The following is a 20,031-nucleotide window of genomic DNA, read 5'->3' on the forward strand; positions in this document are numbered from 1 at the left end:
GGCGACCGTCTCGGTCGGGTGATAAATTATCAACTGCTTTAGTTATTGCCAATCCTCCCGCCCGGGACGGTCGCCGGGCCGCCGGAGCGGCACTACTCACTTCGTAAACTCTTCACTGGGTTCATTAAGGCGGCTTTGATACTTTGGAAACTCACGGTCACCAGAGCAATAACAATGGCTAGGGTGCCTGCCAGGGCAAATACCCACCATTCAATGTCGATTTTGTAAGCGAAGTCAGCCAGCCATTTGTCCATCGCCCACCAGGCTATTGGCGAAGCGATCAGGATAGCAGCTAGTACGAGTTTAAGAAAGTCTTTGGACAGCATCGCGACAATGCTGGGAACGCTGGCTCCCAATACTTTCCGAACGCCGATTTCTTTAGTCCGCTGCTGAATCGAGACGAGCGCAATGGAGAACAGACCCATGCACGACAACAGAATGGCAATGCCAGCTGCCGATGAGAAAATGGTGGCCAGGCGTTGCTCTTTTTTGTACCAGCGTTCGGTGTTTTCGTCCAGGAACGACCCAATGAACTCCTGCTTTGGAGCAATCGTCTTCCAGGCAGCTTTAATACTTTCCATGGCCCCCGTTAAATTTTGCGGATTCACGCGAACGAGAATGTATTGGATGGGTGCATTTGACTGCATTTGGAGCGTAATTGGTTTGGCTTCCTGATGCAGCGAATACAGGTTGAAGTCCGACACGACGCCAACGATTTGGTACTCTTTGTTATCGGGTTTGATGAACTTGCCAACAGGATTCGCTTCACCCAACGCTTTGGCCATGCTTTGCGTAATCAGTATCGACGAAGTTGAATCGGTACTGAACGCTGGACTAAAATCGCGACCCTGTATGAGCTTGATGCCCATCGTTTTCAGGTAATCTGTGTCGATACGCAGCCAGTCGCAGGTAATATCACGTTTGCCGTACTGGAAACCGAACATCATCCGCGATGAACTACCATCCAGCCCCGCGCCGATGTTAACACCTGTACCCGATATGGCCGCAATGTTTGGCTGATTGGCTAGCCGGTCGCGCATCGCTTTCAGCGCTACCGTTCCATTCAATTCGTTGCCCACGGGCACGCTGATTACCTGATCTTTATCCAGACCCATGGGTTTCTGTTGCAGGTAATTAATCTGCTGACGAACAATCAGGGTACAAACAATGAGCAGGCAGGCAATAGTAAACTGTGTTACAATGAGTGAGTTACGTAGCAATCCTGGCCGACTCACTTTTACTTTACCTTTCAGTACTTCTACAGCGTTGAAGCGCGTCACGAACCAGGACGGATACCCTCCGGCCACTAACGTAATGAGCAGAAATCCCAAACCAGTTATCAACAGGACGCTTGGTTTCAGGAAGTCAGACAGCGTTAAGGAGCTTCTGAACAAACGATTAAATGTAGGTAAGCCCACGTAAGCCAGTCCTAGCCCGATCAGCAGAGCGCCGAAGCACAGCATCAGTGTTTCGCCCCAGATTTGACCAAACAATTGCACACGTTGCGCACCCAGCGACTTTCGAACGCCCACTTCCCGCGCCCGCGAGAGTGATTGCGCAATGGTCAGGTTAATGAAATTGATACAGGCAATGGCCAGAATAAACAACCCAACGAGCAACAGCGTGTACACATAAGCCCGGCTGATACCACCACCGTGGGTCGTTCCTGTGTCGAAGTGTACATCAAGCATGGGTTGCAGCAGCAGACTTTTCTGAAAGCCCAACTCGTTCTTTGGATAGCCCTGTTCTTTCTGATCCTTGATTTCCTGGGCGAAATATTTGTCCATGAACGCCTGCGTGCGTCGTTGCAGCGTCTTCGCATCCGTTCCGGCTTTTACTTTCACATACACATCATGGTTGCCATGATCCCAGCGACTTTTAAATTCCTGATAATCACCAGCGTTTTCGCTACGTATGAGTGCATCGTACTCTAATGTGGAATTTTTAGGGGCATTGCTAATAACGCCCGTAACCGTAAATCCCTGCCAGGCACCATTTACTCGCAGTTGAAGTGGCTTGCCAATGGGCTCTTCCTGTCCGAAAATATCCCTGGCCATGTTCTCGCTGATGACAATGTCACTCAGACTGTTCATGGCTGTTTTCGCATTGCCCTTGCTAAGCGAGAACGTGAACATCTGCAGAAAATCAGCATCGGCCATCCGGACATCTTTGTTGTACGTCTGGTCATTATGCCGGACACTTGCACTCCGGTCGAACCAGCGCGTTACCCCTTCGATCTCAGGAAATTCAGCTTTGAGCGCGGGTGAAATTGGGTATGGCATAGTAGCCCCTTGATTCGGCGTTCCATCCCGGTTGGTCGAAAGAAAATTCAGCCGGAAGATTTGGCCGGCACCAGCATGAAAGCTGTCGTACGACAGTTCGAAGGTGGCCGTTAGAAACAATAACACACAGGTGCCAAACGCTACCGATAAGCCAACGATGTTGATTAAGGTGTGCGTACGGTTTTTCCAGAGCGTGCGGATGGCGATTTTTATGTAGTTGAGAAGCATACGTATTTTTATTAAATTTGGTCTAAATCATATAAATAATTCAAATGAGTTACATAGGCCCAATTCCTCTCAAGAATTTAGTAATGGAAGATGAAATGGGTGTCAATGCACCTGTTATTCATCAAAGCGTTATTGCCCGATTAACTGCCGGACTGTATCCACTTTACCGATCAGGACAGATTTCATTTGAACCACTTCCGGAAACAATGCTTACGGAAGGATATAGTAGTCCAGTTCCTGATTTACTCCTCTACGACCATCCATCTGAACAGGCAAAAGTTATCGTTGAAGTTTGCCAAAACAATGGTTTAAAACACGATATCGCTAAAGTCATCCGACTTATCGACGAAAATTTATACGGTATTCTCGAAGGCTTTGTGTTCAATTACAAAACTCAGCAATGGTATCGTTATCGCTTCGACGATGGCGGACTCATAACGGAATTATCCTACTCCGAAACTCTACAACTGGACTTGAACGCCTTTTTGTGATTGTACCCACGGGGTTTAACCGTGTTTGAATCAACATACCCATGGGCTAAACCCCGTGGATACAAACTACTACAAATGGCTTGCTCGCTGATGGCATTAAGCCATCAGCGAGCAGAGAAAAAGCAAAAGTTACTTCACACCGTTTAAGATCATTCATTCACTCTTTAAGCTCGTTACCGGATTCACCATTGCGGCTTTAATGCTCTGATAGCTTACTGTTATAAAGGCAATTGTGATCGCCAGGGCGCCAGCCGCTGCAAAAATCCACCAGGTCAATTTCGTTTGGTAAGCAAATGTCCCTAACCACTCACTGACTGCCCACCAGGCTAGAGGTGAGGCCAGCACAAGGGCGACGAAAACCAGCTTCAAAAAGTCGGTAGAAAGCAGACCGATAATGTTTCCAATACTGGCTCCCAATACTTTGCGCACGCCGATTTCTTTGGTACGTTGCTCGGCGGTGAAGGCTGCAAGTGCAAATAAGCCCAGACACGAAATCAGAATGGCGAGCACACCGAAGTAGTTGACGAGCGTACTGACCTGCTGTTCACTTCGGTACATTTTCTCGTACTCTTCATCCATAAAATGGTAACTAAACGGATAGTTCGGGTTAAAATCCTTTGATAGCTGTTCCAGATCGGCAATGGCTTGCTGAGTTTGTCCGGGACGAGTTTTTACAAGTAGAAAACTTGTATTAGCCGCGTTGAAAATCAGAATTAGCGGGTTGATTTTCTCATGGAGTGAAGCCAGATGGAAATCTTTCATGAGCCCAACAATCTGACCTTTTCCCATCCAGAATTCTACTTCTTTGCCGACAGGATCTTTCATGCCCATCAATTTGGCAGCAGATTCATTGATGATATATCTGGCCGAATCCGCCGGACTATCTGTTCGAAAATCGCGTCCTGACAGCAGTTTGATATTCATGGTTCGGGTAAAATCACTGCCGACCGCCATCACCGAAACCTGGGTACTCAGATTCGGGTCTTTGCCCGGCCATTTCAAATCGCCAGACGTGCTTTGAATGTTGATGGGCAGGGACATGGTGGTGGTGGCCGACGCAATGGATGGCTTACGCATCACTTCCTGCCGAAAAACGTCCACTTTTTTAGGTTGCGCAATTTCTCCTTCCAACGGTACGTACAGCACATCCTCACGGTCGAGACCCAGGTTTTTAGTACGTAAGTAGCTCATCTGTTTACCTACCGCTAACATGCCCACAATCAGGAAAATAGATAGCGAAAACTGAAACACAACCAACGTTCGTCGAAACAGGGCTGGGCCAGAACCGAACTGTAGTCGGCCTTTCAGGATTTTAATCGGTTGGAGCGAGGATAGGAATAAGGCAGGATAACTTCCTGATAAGAAGCCGGTGATTAATACTAAAACCAAAATGATAAGCCAGAGTGTTGGCTCGGCGAGATTGAGCGTTAGTTGCTTTCCGAAAACCTCGTTGAAGGTGGGCAACACGTACCAAACCAAGCCGAGAGCCAGGACAACGGCTAACAAACTCGTCAGCATGGATTCGCTCAAGAACTGGCCAATCAGCGAGGAGCGGAGCGCACCAACCACTTTGCGCACTCCGACTTCTTTCGCCCGATTTGCCGACCGAGCCGTGGCCAGATTCATGAAATTGATGCACGCAATCAGCAGGATAAACAGGGCGACGATGGAGAAAATACGAACGTATTCAATTCGTCCGCCAACGCTTTTGCCATTCTTGTAGTCGGAGTACAGATGCATGTCTGTAATCGGCTGAAGAGTTGGTAAGCCCGTCTCGAAATTTTTTCCCGCAAAACGCGGATAAATATCCTTCATAGCAGCCTCGGCCTGAGCCAGGGTTGTGTTAGGCTTAAGCCGGACATAGGTATTGAAGGAATTGTTACCCCATTTCGTCATCCAGTCCTGCTCCTGCACTTTCCAGTTGACAAGCCAACCGAATTGAAGCGTCGAGTTAGCCGGTAGATCTTCGATAACGGCACCAACCACGTAGAGTTTGTCATTGTCGAGTTGGAGCGTTTTGCCTATTGCCAAGCCAGCTGGAAAGTATTTCTCCGCTACTTTTTTTGTAATAACAATCTGGTTCGTTTGAGCCAGAGCCGCTTTCGGATTACCATAAATAGCGGGCAGATCGAACACGCCAAAAAAGTCCTCTGTGGCATAATGACCTCGCTCTTTAGCTGCCTTTTCGCCCGTGGTTTGATTGCCGACGGGTTTGATCAACAGCTCAGGGCCATAGTTAATTTTGGTCACGGCGGCTACTTCGGGAACATCTTTCGCAATGGCTTCCTGCAATGGGCCGGGCGTAACGTAGTTCGTGGTTGTGTCGCCATTGTATGGGAAGTTTACCCGTACGTACATAATATGGTCAGCATTAGGCAGAAAGCGGTCGTAGCTCAATTCGTCTTTTACCCAAAGACCAATCAACAAACTACACGCCATACCTAGCGCTAAGCCCAGTACATTGATACCCGAATAGAGTTTGTTCTTCAGCAAACTCCGAACAGCGATTTTAAAATAGTTTCGGAACATAAGGTTGAGGGTAATTATTCAGAACGTAAACTGGTCACTGGGTTCATCAGGGCTGCTTTTATGCTCTGATAGCTAACGGTCAGGAAGGCAATGCCTAACGACAGTACTCCTGCCAGACCGAAGATCCACCAGGCTAATTCGGTCTGGTAGGCGAACGTACTTAACCATGTATGGACAGCCCACCACGCTAATGGAGACGCTAATACTAAGGCAATTAGCACCAACCGTAGGAAATCGGTTGATAACAAAGTGACAATACTGGCGACCGATGCGCCCAGTACTTTACGCACGCCGATTTCTTTGGTACGTTGTTCGGCAGTGAAGGCTGCCAACGCAAACAAGCCCAGACATGAAATCAGAATGGCCAGCATGCCAAAATAGTTGACGAGCGTGCTGATTTGCTGTTCGGTTTTGTACAGCTTCTCGTACGCTTCGTCCATAAAATGATAGGTGAACGGGTAGGTCGGATTAAACTGTTTACTAAGCTGTTCAAGATCAGTAATTGCCTGCTGAGTTTTTCCTTCGTGGGTTTTTACGAGTAAATAAGTCGTGTTTGTTGGGTTATAAACCACCACTAATGGGGTAATAGCCTGGTGCAGTGAGCTCAGGTGAAAATCTTTCATCAACCCAACTACCTGGCCTTTGCCTCGCCAAAATGTAATGTCCTTGCCAACAGGCTCTTTTATGCCCATCAGGTTTGCCGCAGCTTCATTGATCAGGTAATTTGATGAGTCGGCTAAGCTGCCCGCCCGGAAATCCCGTCCATCAAGAAGCTTGATGTTCATAGTCTTAATAAAATCACCACCTACAGTCATGGCTGATACGCTGACTATGCGCTTCGGATCTTTGCCCGGCCAGTTCAGATCAGTCGAGGTACTGTGCACATTGATGGGCAACCGATTCGTTATCGTGGCTGATGCAACGGATGGATTGCGTAGAGCCGCCTGCCGGTACGTTTCTGTTTTCTCTGAGCGGGCAAGATCTCCTTCCAAGGGGATATACACGACATTTTCCCGATCAAGACCGAGGTTTTTGGTACGTAGGTAGCCCATCTGTTTGCCGACCACCAACATACCCACAATCAGGAAAATTGATAGCGAAAACTGAAACACAACCAATGTCCGTCGGAAAAATGCTGGGCCAGAACCGAACTGCAAGCGCCCTTTTAGGATTTTAATCGGTTGAAGCGCGGACAAAAACAGAGCCGGATAGCTTCCTGACAAGAAGCCAGTAATCAGGACTAGCCCTGTAATGATCAACCAAAGCGTTGCGTTCGTTAAGTCGAGCGCCAACTGCTTATCGAACAAGGTGTTAAAGGTTGGCAGGATGGCATGGACAAAACTTAGTGCCAGCACGACGGCCAATAAACTCGTAAGGATCGACTCACTCAAAAACTGCCCAACCAGCGACGAACGGAGTGCGCCAACCACTTTCCGAATGCCCACTTCCTTTGCCCGAACCGACGAACGGGCGGTAGCTAAGTTCATGAAGTTGATGCAGGCAATCAGCAGAATGAAGAGAGCAACAATGGAGAATATCCGAACGTACTCAATCTGACCACCAACGACCTTCCCGTTTTTGTACTCCGAATAAAGGTGCATGTCCGCCATTGGATGCAGAATGGGAGCCTCATGGTTATTGAACTTGGCGTAGCGGGGATAAATGCCTTTCAGAAGTGCTTCGGTATGGGCAACTGTCGTGCCTGACTTCAAACGAGCATAGATGAGCACGGAGTTTGTACCCCATTCGCGCATCCACGGCTCTTCGTAACTTTTAAAATTGACCAACCAATCGAATTGAAGCGTCGAGTTACCGGGTAAATTCTCCAATACAGCTCCAACGGTATAATTTTTTTGATTGTCAAGTTGAAGTGTCTTGCCTAAGGCGACTTCGTTTGGAAAATAGTTCTCGGCCAATCGGCGCGAGATGATAATCTGGTTGAGTTGAGCTAACGCGACTTTCGGATTGCCGTAAAGCGCGGGTAATTCAAAGACATCAAAGAAATTAGCCGATGCATATTGACCAATCTCTTTCGTCGATTTCTCATCCTTGGAGCCACTAATTGCTTTGACCAGCGTTGGTTCGCCCGACGTTGTTTTGGTTACTGCCGCTATGCCGGGAATATCTTGAGCAATGGCTTCCTGCAACGGACCGGGTGTGTACATCGCCGTTTCGACAGGCCCGCCATTGAAGGCGTAATTGACCCGTACGTTATACACGTTTTCTACACCGGGCAGAAAACGGTCATAACTCAGTTCATCATGCACCCACAAGCCCACAAGTAACGCACACGCCATGCCCAGCGCCAACCCAAAGACATTGATAGACGAATAGAACTTGTTTTTCAACAAACTCCGAATGGCGATTTTGGCGTAGTTGCGTAGCATAAGGTTGAGGGTGTTAATCAGAACGTAAACTGGTTACTGGGTTCATCAGGGCCGCTTTGATGCTCTGATAACTGACGGTTAGTAGTGCGATACCAACGGCTAGTAAACCGGCCAGGACGAACATCCACCATTCCATATCAATCTTGTAGGCGAAGTCCTGTAGCCACTGGCTCATGATGTACCAGGCTACCGGAGTGGCCACTACGATACCGACCAGCACCAGTTTCAGGAAGTCGGTTGATAGCAGGGCGACAATACCCGTTATGGATGCGCCCAGTACTTTGCGAACGCCAATTTCTTTAGTGCGTTGCTCGGCAGTGAAAGCGGCCAGACCAAATAAACCCAGACAGCAAACCAGAATAGCGACTCCTGCGAAGAAGCTAAACAGCTGACCAGTACGTTGCTCAGTGCGATACAGTCGATTGTAAGTTTCGTCCAGAAAGGTATATTCAAATGCATTATCAGGTTTGTCTCGTTTCCAGAGACGCTCGGCAGCTGCAATCGCCTGTGATGCCTGCTGACCCGTTGTTTTGACGTGCATAATGCCATTGTCGCCGGGAACGCTAAACAGCAGCATGGGCTGTATTTGAGTGCGGATCGATGCTGTAGTAAAGTCCTTTACAACGCCAATAATGCGACCTTCTGTCTGGTGAAACTTGAAGCGTTTGCCAATGGGGTTTTTAATACCCGCCTGCTTCACCGCTGTTTCGTTTAGAATAAAACTCGTGGAGTCGGCTTTGGTACCCGTGAAATTTTTGCCCAGACTCAGTTTGATGCCATAGGCTGGGATGAAATCATGGCTAATGCCGAGCTGATCAACAATAAAGGAACGTTCTGGTGATTTGCCATCCCAATCGGTATCGCCAGTGCTACCACCACCGCCAACCAGACCACCAGTTGCCGTAACCACGGAACGTATGCTACTTTCTTTTTCGAGTTCGCGTTTGTATTGCTGGGCTTTGTCGCCCGCATAAAAGACGAAGGTGTGTTCTTTATTGAAACCCGGATCACGTTCCCGGATATAGCGCAACTGTTCGCCAATGACCAGGGTACCCACAATGAGGCCGGTTGCCAGAGCGAACTGAGTAACAACCAGTGCCTTCCGTAATCCTGCCTGACCGGTTTGAGCCCCACGTCCACGCAATGAACGAAGTGGATTAAAGGACGACATCATAATGGCCGGATATAGCCCTGCCAATCCCACCGTAAGTGTCAACGTGCCAAGTAATAAGGCCCATACTTCCGGATTAAGCAGGGAGAAGCCGAGCGTTTTGCCAGTTATATCGAAGTAAAACGGCATCAGTAGCTGAATCAGAACAACTGCAGCAATGAGTGCAATGCTCATCGTTAGTAACGATTCGACTAGTAATTGAACTAACAACTGCGTCGATTCAGCTCCAATTACCTTCCGAACGCCCACTTCGCGGGCTCGTCGGGTTGCTCGTGCTGTGGTCAGATTGATGTAATTGATACAGCCAATACTGAGCAGCAATAAGGCTATTAAGCCCAGCATCCGAACCTGTTGCATGCCCGTATCTTTCCCATCTGGCTGATACAGGTGGGATTGGGTGAATGCCTGAAGTTGATAATCAGAGGAGGAGTCGCCCGGCTTTGTATTTCGTGCTATGGCCTGAAGCTCTGTGAGCTTTTTGCCGACAGCTGCGGACTCGATGCCGGGGCTCAGTTTAAGGAATGTCTGAAAATAGTAATTGCCCCAATCATCATCCAGTCGCTTCCAGTCGCCATTACCGCCGAAAGTCCGTTTTTTCAGACTCATGGGGAAGAACACCTTAGAACGAAGTGAGGAATTGTCGGGCATATTGGCCAGCACAGCACTCACCGTGAAAACCCGATTGCTATCCGGAATGGTTATTGTTTTGCCAACGGCTTCCGATGTACCAAAGAATTTTTTTGCCATTTCCTCGGTCATGACTACCGAGTTTGGCGATGTAAACGGTTTATCCGCGTCTCCGCTACGTACGACAAATCCAGTAAACAGATCCAGGAAATTTTCGTCTACATAGGCCAGATCATCATATTGTTCAGTAAATGTTTTGGCACTTGCTCCGCTAGTAACCCGAAGTGTGCGAAAGTCATAAAGCGGTGCTACACGAACAACCTGTTCAACGCCCGGAACTTTACTAGCAGCAGCTACAGCAATTGGTGCGGGTGTACCCGACCAAAAATGTTCATCTTCGCCTTTCCCAAAATGAGCGTTGATCCGATAAATACGGTCTGAATCGGCATGAAATCGGTCGAAGCTCAGTTCGTCTTTCACCCACCAAAACAGCAGGGCGCTTACTGCCAACACGACGGCCAGACCGCCGATGTTTAAAACGGAATAGCCTCCTCCCGAGCGAATGTTTCGCCAGGCTATTTTGATATAGTTAGTGAACATGCTGAACCGGGATTACACTGATTTAAGGATTTTCAGGATTGATGCCGTGTTACCAGTACGCCAGAAAAGTGATTGGCTTGATCGTAAATCAAGCCAATCACTTAAATCAAAAAAAACGAGTTCTAGACGTGGAAGTTCTCGGTTACTACTTTACCATCGAACAGATTCACAATGCGGTGAGCAAAACCAGCATCGTAGGGTGAGTGGGTTACCATGATGATGGTGGTGCCCTCGTCGTTCAGTTCGCCGAGGAGTTTCATTACTTCCTCGCCGTTTTTCGAATCGAGGTTACCCGTCGGCTCATCGGCCAGGATCAGCTTTGGTTTGGCAACAACTGCGCGGGCAATGGCGGTACGTTGTTGTTGACCGCCTGATAGCTGCTGTGGGAAGTGATTGCGCCGGTGCATGATGCTCATCCGCTCCAGCGCTTCCTCTACGCGTTTTTTACGCTCGTCGGGAGGAGTTTTCAGATACAGTAGAGGCAGCTCGACGTTTTCATAAACGGTCAGCTCGTCGATCAGGTTGAAGCTCTGGAATACGAACCCGATTGAGCCTTTACGAAGTTGCGCCCGTTGCCGCTCGGTCATTTTGGCCACTTCGGTGCCGTAGAAGTTGTACTGTCCATCGCTGGGGTTATCGAGCAGGCCCAGGATGTTGAGCAGTGTCGATTTGCCGCAGCCCGATGGCCCCATGATGGCTACGAATTCACCGTCTTTTACATCCATGTTGATGCCATTGAGAGCGGTGGTTTCTACTTCTTCGGTTGCGAAGAGTTTCTGAAGGTCAATTGTTTGGATCATTGTTTGAATGGATGCCTGAACCGGGATTACGCAGATTTAAAGATTTGCAGGATTTTGCTTTCAGAGAAAGCAGGAAACAAAATCAGATTGATCCTTTAATCAGTGTAATCCTGGTTCAGATGAGGTTAAAATTCAAGTACTTCGTTATCGCCAAAATTTTCGTAAGAACTCGTAATGACTTGCTCGCCTGGTTCCAAGCCGGTTAAGACTTCGTAGAATTCAGGGTTTTTGCGACCAAGTGTGATTGGACGTTTCACAGCCCGCTTACCCGATTTATCAACTACATACACCCAGTTGCCGCCCGTGTCGGAGAAGAAGCCGCCAACTGGCAATAAGGTAGCTTTTGCCGCTTTGCCTAACTCCAGCTGAATCGGTGACGATTGGCCACGTTTGATTCCTTCGGGTGTACCTTTTAGAAAGACCATATCGACTTCAAAACGGCCGCTTTTTATTTCAGGATAGACGCGGTTAATTTCAAGTTCGTTCATTTTTCCATTGAATTCAAAGGAGCCTTTCAAGCCTGAAAAAACCCGGTTGAGGTAGTGCTCATCGACGCCAACACGCATTTTGAAGCCACTCATTTCATCAATCTGGCCGATGTTTTGACCCCGGTTAATGTTCGAACCAACTTCCACATCAATGCTGGATAACTGACCTGAAACCGGAGCTTTAACCACCAGATTATCCAGTGTCTGTTGCCAAAGAGCGACATTTTTCTGTGTACGTTGCAAGGTGCCTTCAAGTTGTTTAATCTGAAACGTTGCGTTTTCCTCCTGATACTTCTGCGTTTCGATTTCGATAGTACGCTGACTGATCAATCGGTCGTAAGCCCGTTTCGCCTTCAGGTAATCTTCTTCTGACACTACTTTATCTTTGTATAGCTTTTCCTGCCGATCGTAGGTGTCTTTTGCCTGAGAGATTTGAGCATCAACGTCCGCCAGCGTTTTACGGAGCGTAAATCGTTCAATTTGTATTCGTTGGCGAGTATTTTGCAAGTCGTTGACAAGTCGATTAGCCTCTGTTTCTGATTGAAGGAAGCTCAGTTTGAGGCTCTGGTTTTCGAGCTTCAGCAGTACATCACCCTGTTTTACGATATTACCACCTTCAACCAGTTTTTGCGTTACGTAACCACCTTCAATAGCATCAAGTCGGATGGTTCTGAGCGGTTGAACAACGCCTGTTACGGCAATAAAATCTTCAAAAGGCCCAGTAGTTACGCTCGATACGGTGATTTTATCTTTTTCAACGTTCAATTTCGACCGACGGTCGGCAAAGAAGAGAGTGTAAGCTAATAAGCCCAGGACTAGTGTTCCGCCACCGAAGATAGCTAGGCGTTGGGTAGTCCAAAATCGTTTAGGTAAGACGCGATCCATTAGTTAAGAAGTAAGCGTAAGATGAAAGAGAGAAAGAGCGAATACTGGCTCGGGCCTCATTCGTTATAATGACCTGTGCCAATGTCATGCCAGTTGAGTTCTATCGTTGATTATCAAGAGTTTATTCTGCGAGAGGATTGGCGCGCTGTCCGCTTTCGGACGGAATTTGTCCGCTTTTGGCGTAGGTTCATATGAGTGTGCCAGGTCGCTTATAGACAAACACTCGTTCACTCTTTCGCTCCGATTCGGCGTTCTGATTCACTCTTTAGGTAAACTTCCGCAAGTACATAAGGCAGAAGCGTTTGAGAACGGGTTGCCGGGTTAAGAAAATCATACGTCAACTGGCTGACGTGATAATATGGAAAGATAGCTAGTCGCCGAACGTCAAAGCCGCGCATAGCCAGTGAATCGGCATATACCGCTGTCGTAAAGACAGATTTTGGCCCCGTTTTCACCTGAATACGTAATGCAGAATCTGTGCGAGCATACACTGTAGGCCCTTTCGCATAAAATTCATACGACCAGAAACTGCCTCCGCCTACACCCGTACCGGGTTCATACAATACTGTCGGACGATTTGCCAGTGGCGGTTGCTCATTGACGTAGTCTGCCGTTGCCATGCCTGCCTGATACCGCAGGAAAGTCGGGTATAAAAACAAATTCAGCGAGCCCGCTATCACGAGCATTACTGCTATCATTCGACCCATTAGCGACAGGAGGTTATTCTGCCGAAAGAGTACGAACAGGAGAACCGTAAGGGTGAGTACCCAACCCAATGCAGTACCTAGTCCGGCAGGTTGGACGAGCCACAAAAGGGCAACCATAACGACAATGAGCAAGACGCCGATAACGGTTTGGGCAATCGTCCATTTACGGAGGTTAACAGGTTGCAGCTCCACTAAGAACTGCGCTGTCAGCACCGCGTAGAACGGAAAAACAATATTCAGATAATGAGGTAATTGAAATCCAGATAACGAAAACAAAACGAACGTAGCCAATCCAGAACCCAGCGATATATATTCAGGCTGGAACGTTGGCCCAAATCGGCGTTTAGCCACATCTGTCAATCGCTTACCAATACTAATGTACAGCGGTAACGACCAGGGAATAAAGGCCCATAACAACGTGTGAACAAAGAAAAACTTGTCTCCCTCTCCTTTAATGGGCCCTGTATTGAAGAAGCGCCCAAACTGGCTATCCCAGAAGAAAAATCGGATGCCAGACACGCCCGTTTTACCAAAAATGACTTTCTCTGGATGTAGGTCGAACTGTTGGTATAAGCAATAAATTTCAGGAATTGTAAAGGCAAAGGATAGCGTAATGGCTATATACCAACGTAGTTTGAGTAACTCTCGCCAATGGCCAGTCAAGAGCCAATGTAGCACCAAACCTGCTCCAATTGGAATAAGCACAAAAACGCCTTTGGTCATGAGGGCGCAGCCTGTCAGGAGTGAACCAATTAGAAGATGCATCCAGTTTTTAGACATACCATACCTTGACGATGTGGTATATCTATCTCCCAGGAATACCCGATAGAAATGGTAAACCGGTCCGATAATGAGCGGCATTAAATAAGGCTCGGCCCGCACATCGCTATTGGACAGAACACCATGAAAAGCCGTAAGAAGTACCAGCGAAGCTACCTGAGCTGTTAACTTTGAATAGGTTAGCTTAGTGAATTGGTAGGTATACGCTACGCTACCCAGGAAAAACAACAGCGCCGGAAACTTGTAAGAAAACGTATTGATACCGAAAATTCGGTAACTTAGTGCAATGACCCAGAATGGGAAATGAGGTTTGTCGAGCCAGTCGGTACCGACGGCGTAGAGGTTTACAAAATCGCCGGTTTGCGCCATTTGTTTGGCAATACAGGCATACAGAGCACCGTCGAGTTCCATAACGGGCGGAAATAGGCCGGTTGCATTCAGAAATGCGCCAACAGCCACGAGGGCATAAAACCAACGGTCAGTGAATGATGAAGAATGGTCAGTCATTAAATGAAAATAGGGTGTCAGAGCCTGGTTCTATATAGTCAGAAATTGGTTGTTACTTCTTTTGACCACTCCTCCTTATGGATGACCATTCATGACAATTTTATGGGTCAAAGTACGTAAGAAAACCGTAATTCGTTGTTGAAACGGGAGTCGCGTGCAACAAATCGTCTAACTCGTTATCTTTAGTCTATGCAAGATGCTAAACTCTTACTCGTCGACGATGATCCCGACGTACTGCTGGCAGCTCGGTTACTGCTTAAGCGTCACGTTGCTTCGGTAGATATCGAAAAGAATCCTGAAAAACTGCCCTTCCTGCTCAATAATAATCGCTACGATGCGATTGTGCTCGACATGAATTTTCAGCGCGACGTGAGTAGCGGACGTGAGGGATTTGCCTGGCTCGATCGTATTTTGGACATTGATCCAAAGGCTCGGGTTATATTGTTTACTGCCTATGGTGATGTTGAAATGGCAGTTCGGGCCATTAAAGCGGGTGCCGTTGACTTTGTCCTGAAACCCTGGCAGAACGATAAATTCCTGGAAACTATTCGTGGGGCAATTAGTAAAGCAGGAGGGAGTCAACAGGTAGACGATACGGGGAAAACAGACAGCCCGTCGTCGCCAGCTAAGAAAGCGGTTAAGCAAACGAGTATCATTGGCTCTGCCATGCGGCCCATTCTGGATACGGTTGAACAAGTCGCTCCAACAGATGCCAACGTACTGATTTTAGGCGAAAATGGTACGGGTAAAGACTTAGTTGCGCGTGCCATCCACGACCAGTCGCATCGGCGCGATAAACCCTTTGTGAGCGTTGATGTAGGTGCTCTTACCGAAAGTTTATTTGAGAGCGAAGTCTTCGGCCACGTAAAAGGAGCTTTTACCGATGCCCGAGACGACCGCGCTGGTCGGTTTGAGGAAGCGAATGGCGGTACCATTTTTCTGGATGAAATTGGGAATCTGAGTCCTGCTCAACAGGCTCGCCTGTTAACCGTTCTACAACAACGACAAGTAACGCGTGTCGGATCGAACAAAGCCCGGCCAATTGATGTGCGGCTCATTTGCGCTACTAATGCCGATTTAAACGAGCGAGTAGCCGAACGGGCGTTCCGGCAAGATTTGCTTTACAGAATCAACACGATTGAACTACATCTTCCGGCACTCCGTGAGCGTCCGTCCGACATTGGGCCGCTAGCCGAGCATTTCCTGAAAAAATACGCGAAACAATATAATCGCTCAATTTCGGGACTAAGTCCGGCTTTATTGGCCGAAATGAAGCAATATCGCTGGCCAGGTAATGTTCGGGAGTTGCAACATGCCGTAGAGCGGGCCGTTATTTTGGCTAAGCCTGATGTACCGGGAGCGACTCAGGGAACCTTGCTGGAACCAACGAATTTTATCTTCAAAAATGGATCTACAGCTGTGTCGCCGGTGAATGAAACGTTGCAACTGGAAGATATGGAGCGACAGCTAATTCAACAGGCCATGCAAAAGCATCGGGGCAGTATTACCGATGTAGCCAGAGAGTTGGGCCTATCGAGGCAGGCATTGTACAGAAGGTTGGAGAAGTTTGGATTGTGAGCAGCATTCAGCTATAGGCTGATGATTACTTAAGGCGATCTAGCAACAGAGTCAATATTTGCTGCTGAGTTTGTTCAACTTTCTCAAACTTTTGATTCACCTGTAAAAAACCTTCTCTCATTTCAGTCCGCAGATCATCGATTTGATTTTGCTGTTGATCGAATCGTTGATCCATCTGCAGTTGTTGTTGATCAAAGCGTTGATCGACTTGCTCAAACCGCTGGTCAATTTGAATTTGTTGCTGATCAAAACGCTCATCGATTCGAACAAACCGGTGGTCAACTTGCTCAAACCGTTCGTCAATCCGCACAAATCGATTATCGACTTGATCAAACCGTACGTCAATCCGCACAAATCGATTATCAACTTGATCAAATCGTTCGTTAACCCGCACAAATCGATTGTCGACTTGATCAAATCGTTCATCAACTTGGGTAAAACGGCGATCGACTTGATCAAATCGCTGACGCATTTCATCGTCAAATCAGCGACTCCTCGGGCCGCAATTTGGGCATTAGCATCAGCACGAGTTGCTATGACAAGAATCTGTCCATTTGATTCGATCAAACGGTCGGTTTTCTGAGCTACAACGGCTAATACAGGTTCGATTTGGTCTAAGCGTTTATCGGGAGTCATTCGGCAAAACTTTTTGTAAATAAACGAATATGTTCTTAGTATTTACAAATAAATTGATGCGTTTAAGCTAGAATTATCCCTTTCTTAACTCACTACCAATCGCTTCCCGAGATTGTTGCACAACCTCATCGGGTGTTCGCCCGGCAGGTTCTATTCCAGATAGGACTGTCCATGACATTCGAGAAAAGGAAGTGAGCGGAAACAAGCCTTTTGGATTGAAATGGCCTGTTCCCCGAATAGCAATGGGCACGACAAGTGAATTGGGAGCCCGTTTTAGTAAGGTAGCCACACCGCCTGTTACGAAAGGACGCATCTCGCCGGTTGCTGATCGGGTTCGAGTGCCTTCGGGGAAAATGACGGCTGATAGATTATGCTGTTGAATGAGTTTCCCCAACCGGGCAATTTCGACAATCGCCTGTTTAGGATCTTTACGGTCGATGAGGGCAGCACCGCTTTTACGGAGGTTGTACGATACACCCGGTATGCCATGTGCCAGTTCAACTTTAGATACGAAAGTGGGCGTGTGTCGACGCATAAACCAGATAATCGGCGAAATGTCGAACATACTCTGGTGGTTCGCTATAAAAATAATGGGCCGGTCGGTGGGGAGGCTGGTTTGTTGGTTAAAGTGAATCGTACTGCCTGTCAGGTACCATCCATAAGCAATACAGGCGTTCATCCAGTCAACGGTTTTTTTGTGAGCGGGTCGGCCAAATAAATTAAAGGCAACGGCCTGAGCCACATGGAAAATGCAAAGGACTAACCCGAAATAAATCAGGTAAACACAGCTTAGAATGTAATCAAGAAGTTTTTTCATACAGGCGACAAGTGTCAGCGCAGCAATTAGTTTACCCCAAAATTAATCATGAGTCGCTTATAGTCGGGAAGAAAAACGAAAGCGAACCTAAAACATCGACTCTTTTGCCGAACTTTGTAGTCACTAAGGTAAATTGAACCGTTTCGTTGTTACTTGTTATATGATTTTATCTGGCACACGTTTGGATGTTATGCGATTCGTCGGCGAAAAAATCGACGCTTCTGTTGATGAATTTCTTAAGCCTATCGAGACGAATTGGCAACCGACTGATTTGCTGCCCGATTCGACAAAAGATTCGTTTCTGGACGATATAAAATTACTGCGCGAAAGCACACGCGAGCTCTCATACGATTATGTAGCAGTACTTGTTGGCGACACCATCACCGAGGAAGCTCTCCCAACCTACGAATCGTGGTTGATGGATATGGAAGGCATTCAACAGGGCGAACCCGGAGGCTGGACACGCTGGATTCGTAGCTGGACGGCCGAAGAAAATCGTCATGGAGACCTGCTCAACAAATTCCTGTATTTATCGGGCCGGGTCAATATGCGGGCGATGGAAGTATCGACTCAGTATCTGATTGCGGACGGTTTTGACATTGGAACGGGTAAAGATCCCTACCGCAATTTCGTTTATACCTCGTTTCAGGAGTTGGCTACCAACGTATCGCACCGCCGGACGGCCACGCTGGCAAAACAGGCTGGCTGCAATCAGTTGTCGAAAATTTGTGGCGTAATCGCTTCCGACGAGATGCGTCATGCCAAAGCCTATAAAGATTTCGTACGGCAGATTTTTGAAGTCGACCCTTCCGAAATGATGCTGGCTTTTGAGGATATGATGCGGAAGAAAATTGTAATGCCCGCTCACTTCCTGCGCGAAACCGGTGTGAAAATCGGGCAGACATTCAGCCATTTTTCCGACGCAGCACAGCGTCTGGGCGTGTATACTACCTACGATTACATCGACATTGCCGAATCGCTGCTGATTGACTGGAAGATCGACACGATTACAGACCTCAACGATGCTGGTCAACGTGCCCGCGATTACCTGATGGCATTGCCCGCTCGTCTGCGTCGGGTTGCCGAGCGGACTAAGGTGCCTACACTGGAGTACCCATTTAGCTGGATTGCGGGATAGCATGAACCAGTTTGTTATCGGCATAGGCTGGCGTATTCTCGGCATTATTATCCTGACCAGTGCCATAACGTACTTCTGGTTACAGGAAGTTAATGGCCTGATGCTGTTTCCATTGGTCGTTCTTCATATCCTGATAACGGTAAATCTGTACCGTTATGTGACCAGCCTGAACCGCAAATTGACTCGGTTTCTGGAATCGGTGCGCTACTCCGATTTTGCCGTTTCGTTTCGGGCCGATAACAATCTAGGGCCTTCTTTCTATGAACTCAACGACCAGTTCAACGAAGTGCTGGATGCGTTCAGACAGGCGAGGGCCGAAAAAGAAGCCAACCTGCACTATGTAAACACGATTGTTCAGCACGTCAGCGTTGGCTTGCTGACGTTCGATGTTGCCGGACAAGTAGAGCTGGTTAATCAGGCTGCACTGCGGCTGTTAGGTATTTACCGACTCCGAACACTCAACGATCTGAACGCAACCCATCCCGAATTAAGTGAGTTGCTTCTCTCGGCGAAGGCATCGCCCACGCCCGTTTCCTATCAGACGGGTGCCGATGGGGAATTGTCGGTACGTTGTACGGCGGTACGATTGCGGGGGCGGCTGGTTACGGTTGTATCCTTGCAAAACATTCGCTCGGAGCTGCAGCAGCGCGAACTCGATGCCTGGCAGAACCTGACGAAGGTGTTGCGACATGAGATCATGAACTCCATCACCCCAATTGTGTCGTTGGCGGGTACCATGCGCGACATCGTTGAAACCGATTTGTTACCCTTTGCCTTACCCAATACCAGCGAATTAAACGCGATACCCTCTGTTGTTGGTGAGTCGATCAATGACCTGCGCGACGCTCTGACCACCATTGAGCAACGAGGAGGAGGTATCATGCAATTCGTTGATGCCTACCGGAATTTCACCACCATCCCTCAACCCATTTTTGCCGACGTGCCTGTCGAGCAACTTCTACGAACGGTTGTACAGTTAGCTCAGGCCAATTCCCCAGAGTGCCAGATTGCGTTTACAGTTGGATCGCCCAATCTGGCCATTCGTGCCGATGCCTCTCAGATTGAAATGGTACTGTTGAATCTGGTGAAAAACGCGGTAGAAAGTGTTGAGAAAGGCACTGTCCCTATTATTGGCATTAGTGCCGAATCGGTGGGGCCACACGTAGTGATTCGTGTGTCAGACAATGGCCCAGGGATTGAGCCAGAAGCCCTGGAGCAGATTTTTATTCCGTTCTACACTACCAAGAAAACCGGCTCCGGCATTGGATTGAGCCTGTCGCGCCAGATTATGCAACTCCACAACGGCCAACTCACTGCCGATTCCCATCCCGGCGCAGGGAGTACGTTTAACCTGACGTTTTGAGGGGTATAATTCCAATA

General features: G+C 48.0%; 13 protein-coding genes. 4 read left to right on the forward strand and 9 right to left on the reverse strand.

Features of this window, described 5'->3' with window-relative positions; all coding sequences use genetic code 11:
* Positions 1-92 precede the first annotated feature (92 nt).
* Positions 93-2,510 (reverse strand): ABC transporter permease, encoded by a 2,418-nt coding sequence (locus GO755_RS12180; RefSeq protein ID WP_157585071.1) that lies wholly within the window; start codon positions 2,508-2,510, stop codon positions 93-95.
* Positions 2,511-2,554: 44 nt separating this feature from the next.
* Here GO755_RS12180 and GO755_RS12185 point away from each other — a divergent pair, with 44 nt between their 5' ends.
* Positions 2,555-3,001: a hypothetical protein gene (locus GO755_RS12185; protein WP_157585074.1), complete on the forward strand. Its 447-nt coding sequence runs from the start codon at positions 2,555-2,557 to the stop codon at positions 2,999-3,001.
* 153 nt (positions 3,002-3,154) lie between these two features.
* Here the strand turns inward: GO755_RS12185 and GO755_RS12190 are convergent, their stop codons facing one another.
* From GO755_RS12190 to GO755_RS12215, 6 genes are all read right to left on the reverse strand, one after another.
* The gene (locus GO755_RS12190; protein WP_157585076.1) at positions 3,155-5,530 is read right to left on the reverse strand and encodes an ABC transporter permease; all 2,376 of its coding nucleotides are present in this window, start codon (positions 5,528-5,530) and stop codon (positions 3,155-3,157) included.
* A gap of 14 nt (positions 5,531-5,544) precedes the next feature.
* Positions 5,545-7,917 (reverse strand): ABC transporter permease, encoded by a 2,373-nt coding sequence (locus GO755_RS12195; protein ID WP_157585078.1) that lies wholly within the window; start codon positions 7,915-7,917, stop codon positions 5,545-5,547.
* 13 nt (positions 7,918-7,930) lie between these two features.
* A complete protein-coding gene (locus GO755_RS12200; RefSeq protein WP_157585080.1) occupies positions 7,931-10,315 on the reverse strand; it encodes an ABC transporter permease in 2,385 nt (794 codons plus the stop codon).
* A gap of 122 nt (positions 10,316-10,437) precedes the next feature.
* Positions 10,438-11,115, reverse strand: coding sequence for an ABC transporter ATP-binding protein (locus tag GO755_RS12205; RefSeq protein WP_111343606.1), 678 nt, complete (start codon positions 11,113-11,115; stop codon positions 10,438-10,440).
* 125 nt (positions 11,116-11,240) lie between these two features.
* Entirely contained in the window at positions 11,241-12,488 is a 1,248-nt protein-coding gene (locus GO755_RS12210) for an efflux RND transporter periplasmic adaptor subunit (protein WP_157585081.1), read from the reverse strand.
* Positions 12,489-12,715: 227 nt separating this feature from the next.
* Positions 12,716-14,482 (reverse strand): ArnT family glycosyltransferase, encoded by a 1,767-nt coding sequence (locus GO755_RS12215; RefSeq protein WP_157585083.1) that lies wholly within the window; start codon positions 14,480-14,482, stop codon positions 12,716-12,718.
* 189 nt (positions 14,483-14,671) lie between these two features.
* On the opposite strand from GO755_RS12215, the gene GO755_RS12220 reads away from it, so the two are divergent.
* Positions 14,672-16,060 (forward strand): sigma-54-dependent transcriptional regulator, encoded by a 1,389-nt coding sequence (locus GO755_RS12220; protein ID WP_157585085.1) that lies wholly within the window; start codon positions 14,672-14,674, stop codon positions 16,058-16,060.
* 25 nt (positions 16,061-16,085) lie between these two features.
* Here the strand turns inward: GO755_RS12220 and GO755_RS12225 are convergent, their stop codons facing one another.
* Together GO755_RS12225 and GO755_RS12230 are read right to left on the reverse strand one after the other, a co-directional pair.
* Positions 16,086-16,532, reverse strand: a complete 447-nt coding sequence (locus GO755_RS12225) for a hypothetical protein (protein ID WP_157585087.1) — start codon at positions 16,530-16,532, stop codon at positions 16,086-16,088.
* 237 nt (positions 16,533-16,769) lie between these two features.
* Positions 16,770-17,513 carry a lysophospholipid acyltransferase family protein gene (locus GO755_RS12230; protein ID WP_157585089.1) on the reverse strand — a complete coding sequence of 248 codons (744 nt, stop codon included), beginning with the start codon at positions 17,511-17,513 and terminating at the stop codon, positions 16,770-16,772.
* A gap of 160 nt (positions 17,514-17,673) precedes the next feature.
* Between GO755_RS12230 and GO755_RS12235 the strand changes: the two genes are divergently transcribed.
* Together GO755_RS12235 and GO755_RS12240 are read left to right on the forward strand one after the other, a co-directional pair.
* Complete coding sequence (locus tag GO755_RS12235; protein WP_198174820.1) at positions 17,674-18,651, forward strand: acyl-ACP desaturase; 978 nt, start codon at positions 17,674-17,676, stop codon at positions 18,649-18,651.
* A gap of 1 nt (position 18,652) precedes the next feature.
* Positions 18,653-20,014 (forward strand): sensor histidine kinase, encoded by a 1,362-nt coding sequence (locus GO755_RS12240; protein ID WP_157585091.1) that lies wholly within the window; start codon positions 18,653-18,655, stop codon positions 20,012-20,014.
* Positions 20,015-20,031: the final 17 nt, after the last annotated feature.

Origin of the sequence: Spirosoma arboris (assembly GCF_009754945.1) — a bacterium.
Classification (GTDB): Bacteria; Bacteroidota; Bacteroidia; order Cytophagales; family Spirosomataceae; genus Spirosoma; species Spirosoma arboris.

Coding starts and splice junctions, on each gene's coding strand:
- GO755_RS12180 (WP_157585071.1), bottom strand. CDS start 2,510: ATGCTTCTCAACTACATAAAAATCGCCATCCGCACGCTCTGGAAAAAC.
- GO755_RS12185 (WP_157585074.1), top strand. CDS start 2,555: ATGAGTTACATAGGCCCAATTCCTCTCAAGAATTTAGTAATGGAAGAT.
- GO755_RS12190 (WP_157585076.1), bottom strand. CDS start 5,530: ATGTTCCGAAACTATTTTAAAATCGCTGTTCGGAGTTTGCTGAAGAAC.
- GO755_RS12195 (WP_157585078.1), bottom strand. CDS start 7,917: ATGCTACGCAACTACGCCAAAATCGCCATTCGGAGTTTGTTGAAAAAC.
- GO755_RS12200 (WP_157585080.1), bottom strand. CDS start 10,315: ATGTTCACTAACTATATCAAAATAGCCTGGCGAAACATTCGCTCGGGA.
- GO755_RS12205 (WP_111343606.1), bottom strand. CDS start 11,115: ATGATCCAAACAATTGACCTTCAGAAACTCTTCGCAACCGAAGAAGTA.
- GO755_RS12210 (WP_157585081.1), bottom strand. CDS start 12,488: ATGGATCGCGTCTTACCTAAACGATTTTGGACTACCCAACGCCTAGCT.
- GO755_RS12215 (WP_157585083.1), bottom strand. CDS start 14,482: ATGACTGACCATTCTTCATCATTCACTGACCGTTGGTTTTATGCCCTC.
- GO755_RS12220 (WP_157585085.1), top strand. CDS start 14,672: ATGCAAGATGCTAAACTCTTACTCGTCGACGATGATCCCGACGTACTG.
- GO755_RS12225 (WP_157585087.1), bottom strand. CDS start 16,532: ATGCGTCAGCGATTTGATCAAGTCGATCGCCGTTTTACCCAAGTTGAT.
- GO755_RS12230 (WP_157585089.1), bottom strand. CDS start 17,513: ATGAAAAAACTTCTTGATTACATTCTAAGCTGTGTTTACCTGATTTAT.
- GO755_RS12235 (WP_198174820.1), top strand. CDS start 17,674: ATGATTTTATCTGGCACACGTTTGGATGTTATGCGATTCGTCGGCGAA.
- GO755_RS12240 (WP_157585091.1), top strand. CDS start 18,653: ATGAACCAGTTTGTTATCGGCATAGGCTGGCGTATTCTCGGCATTATT.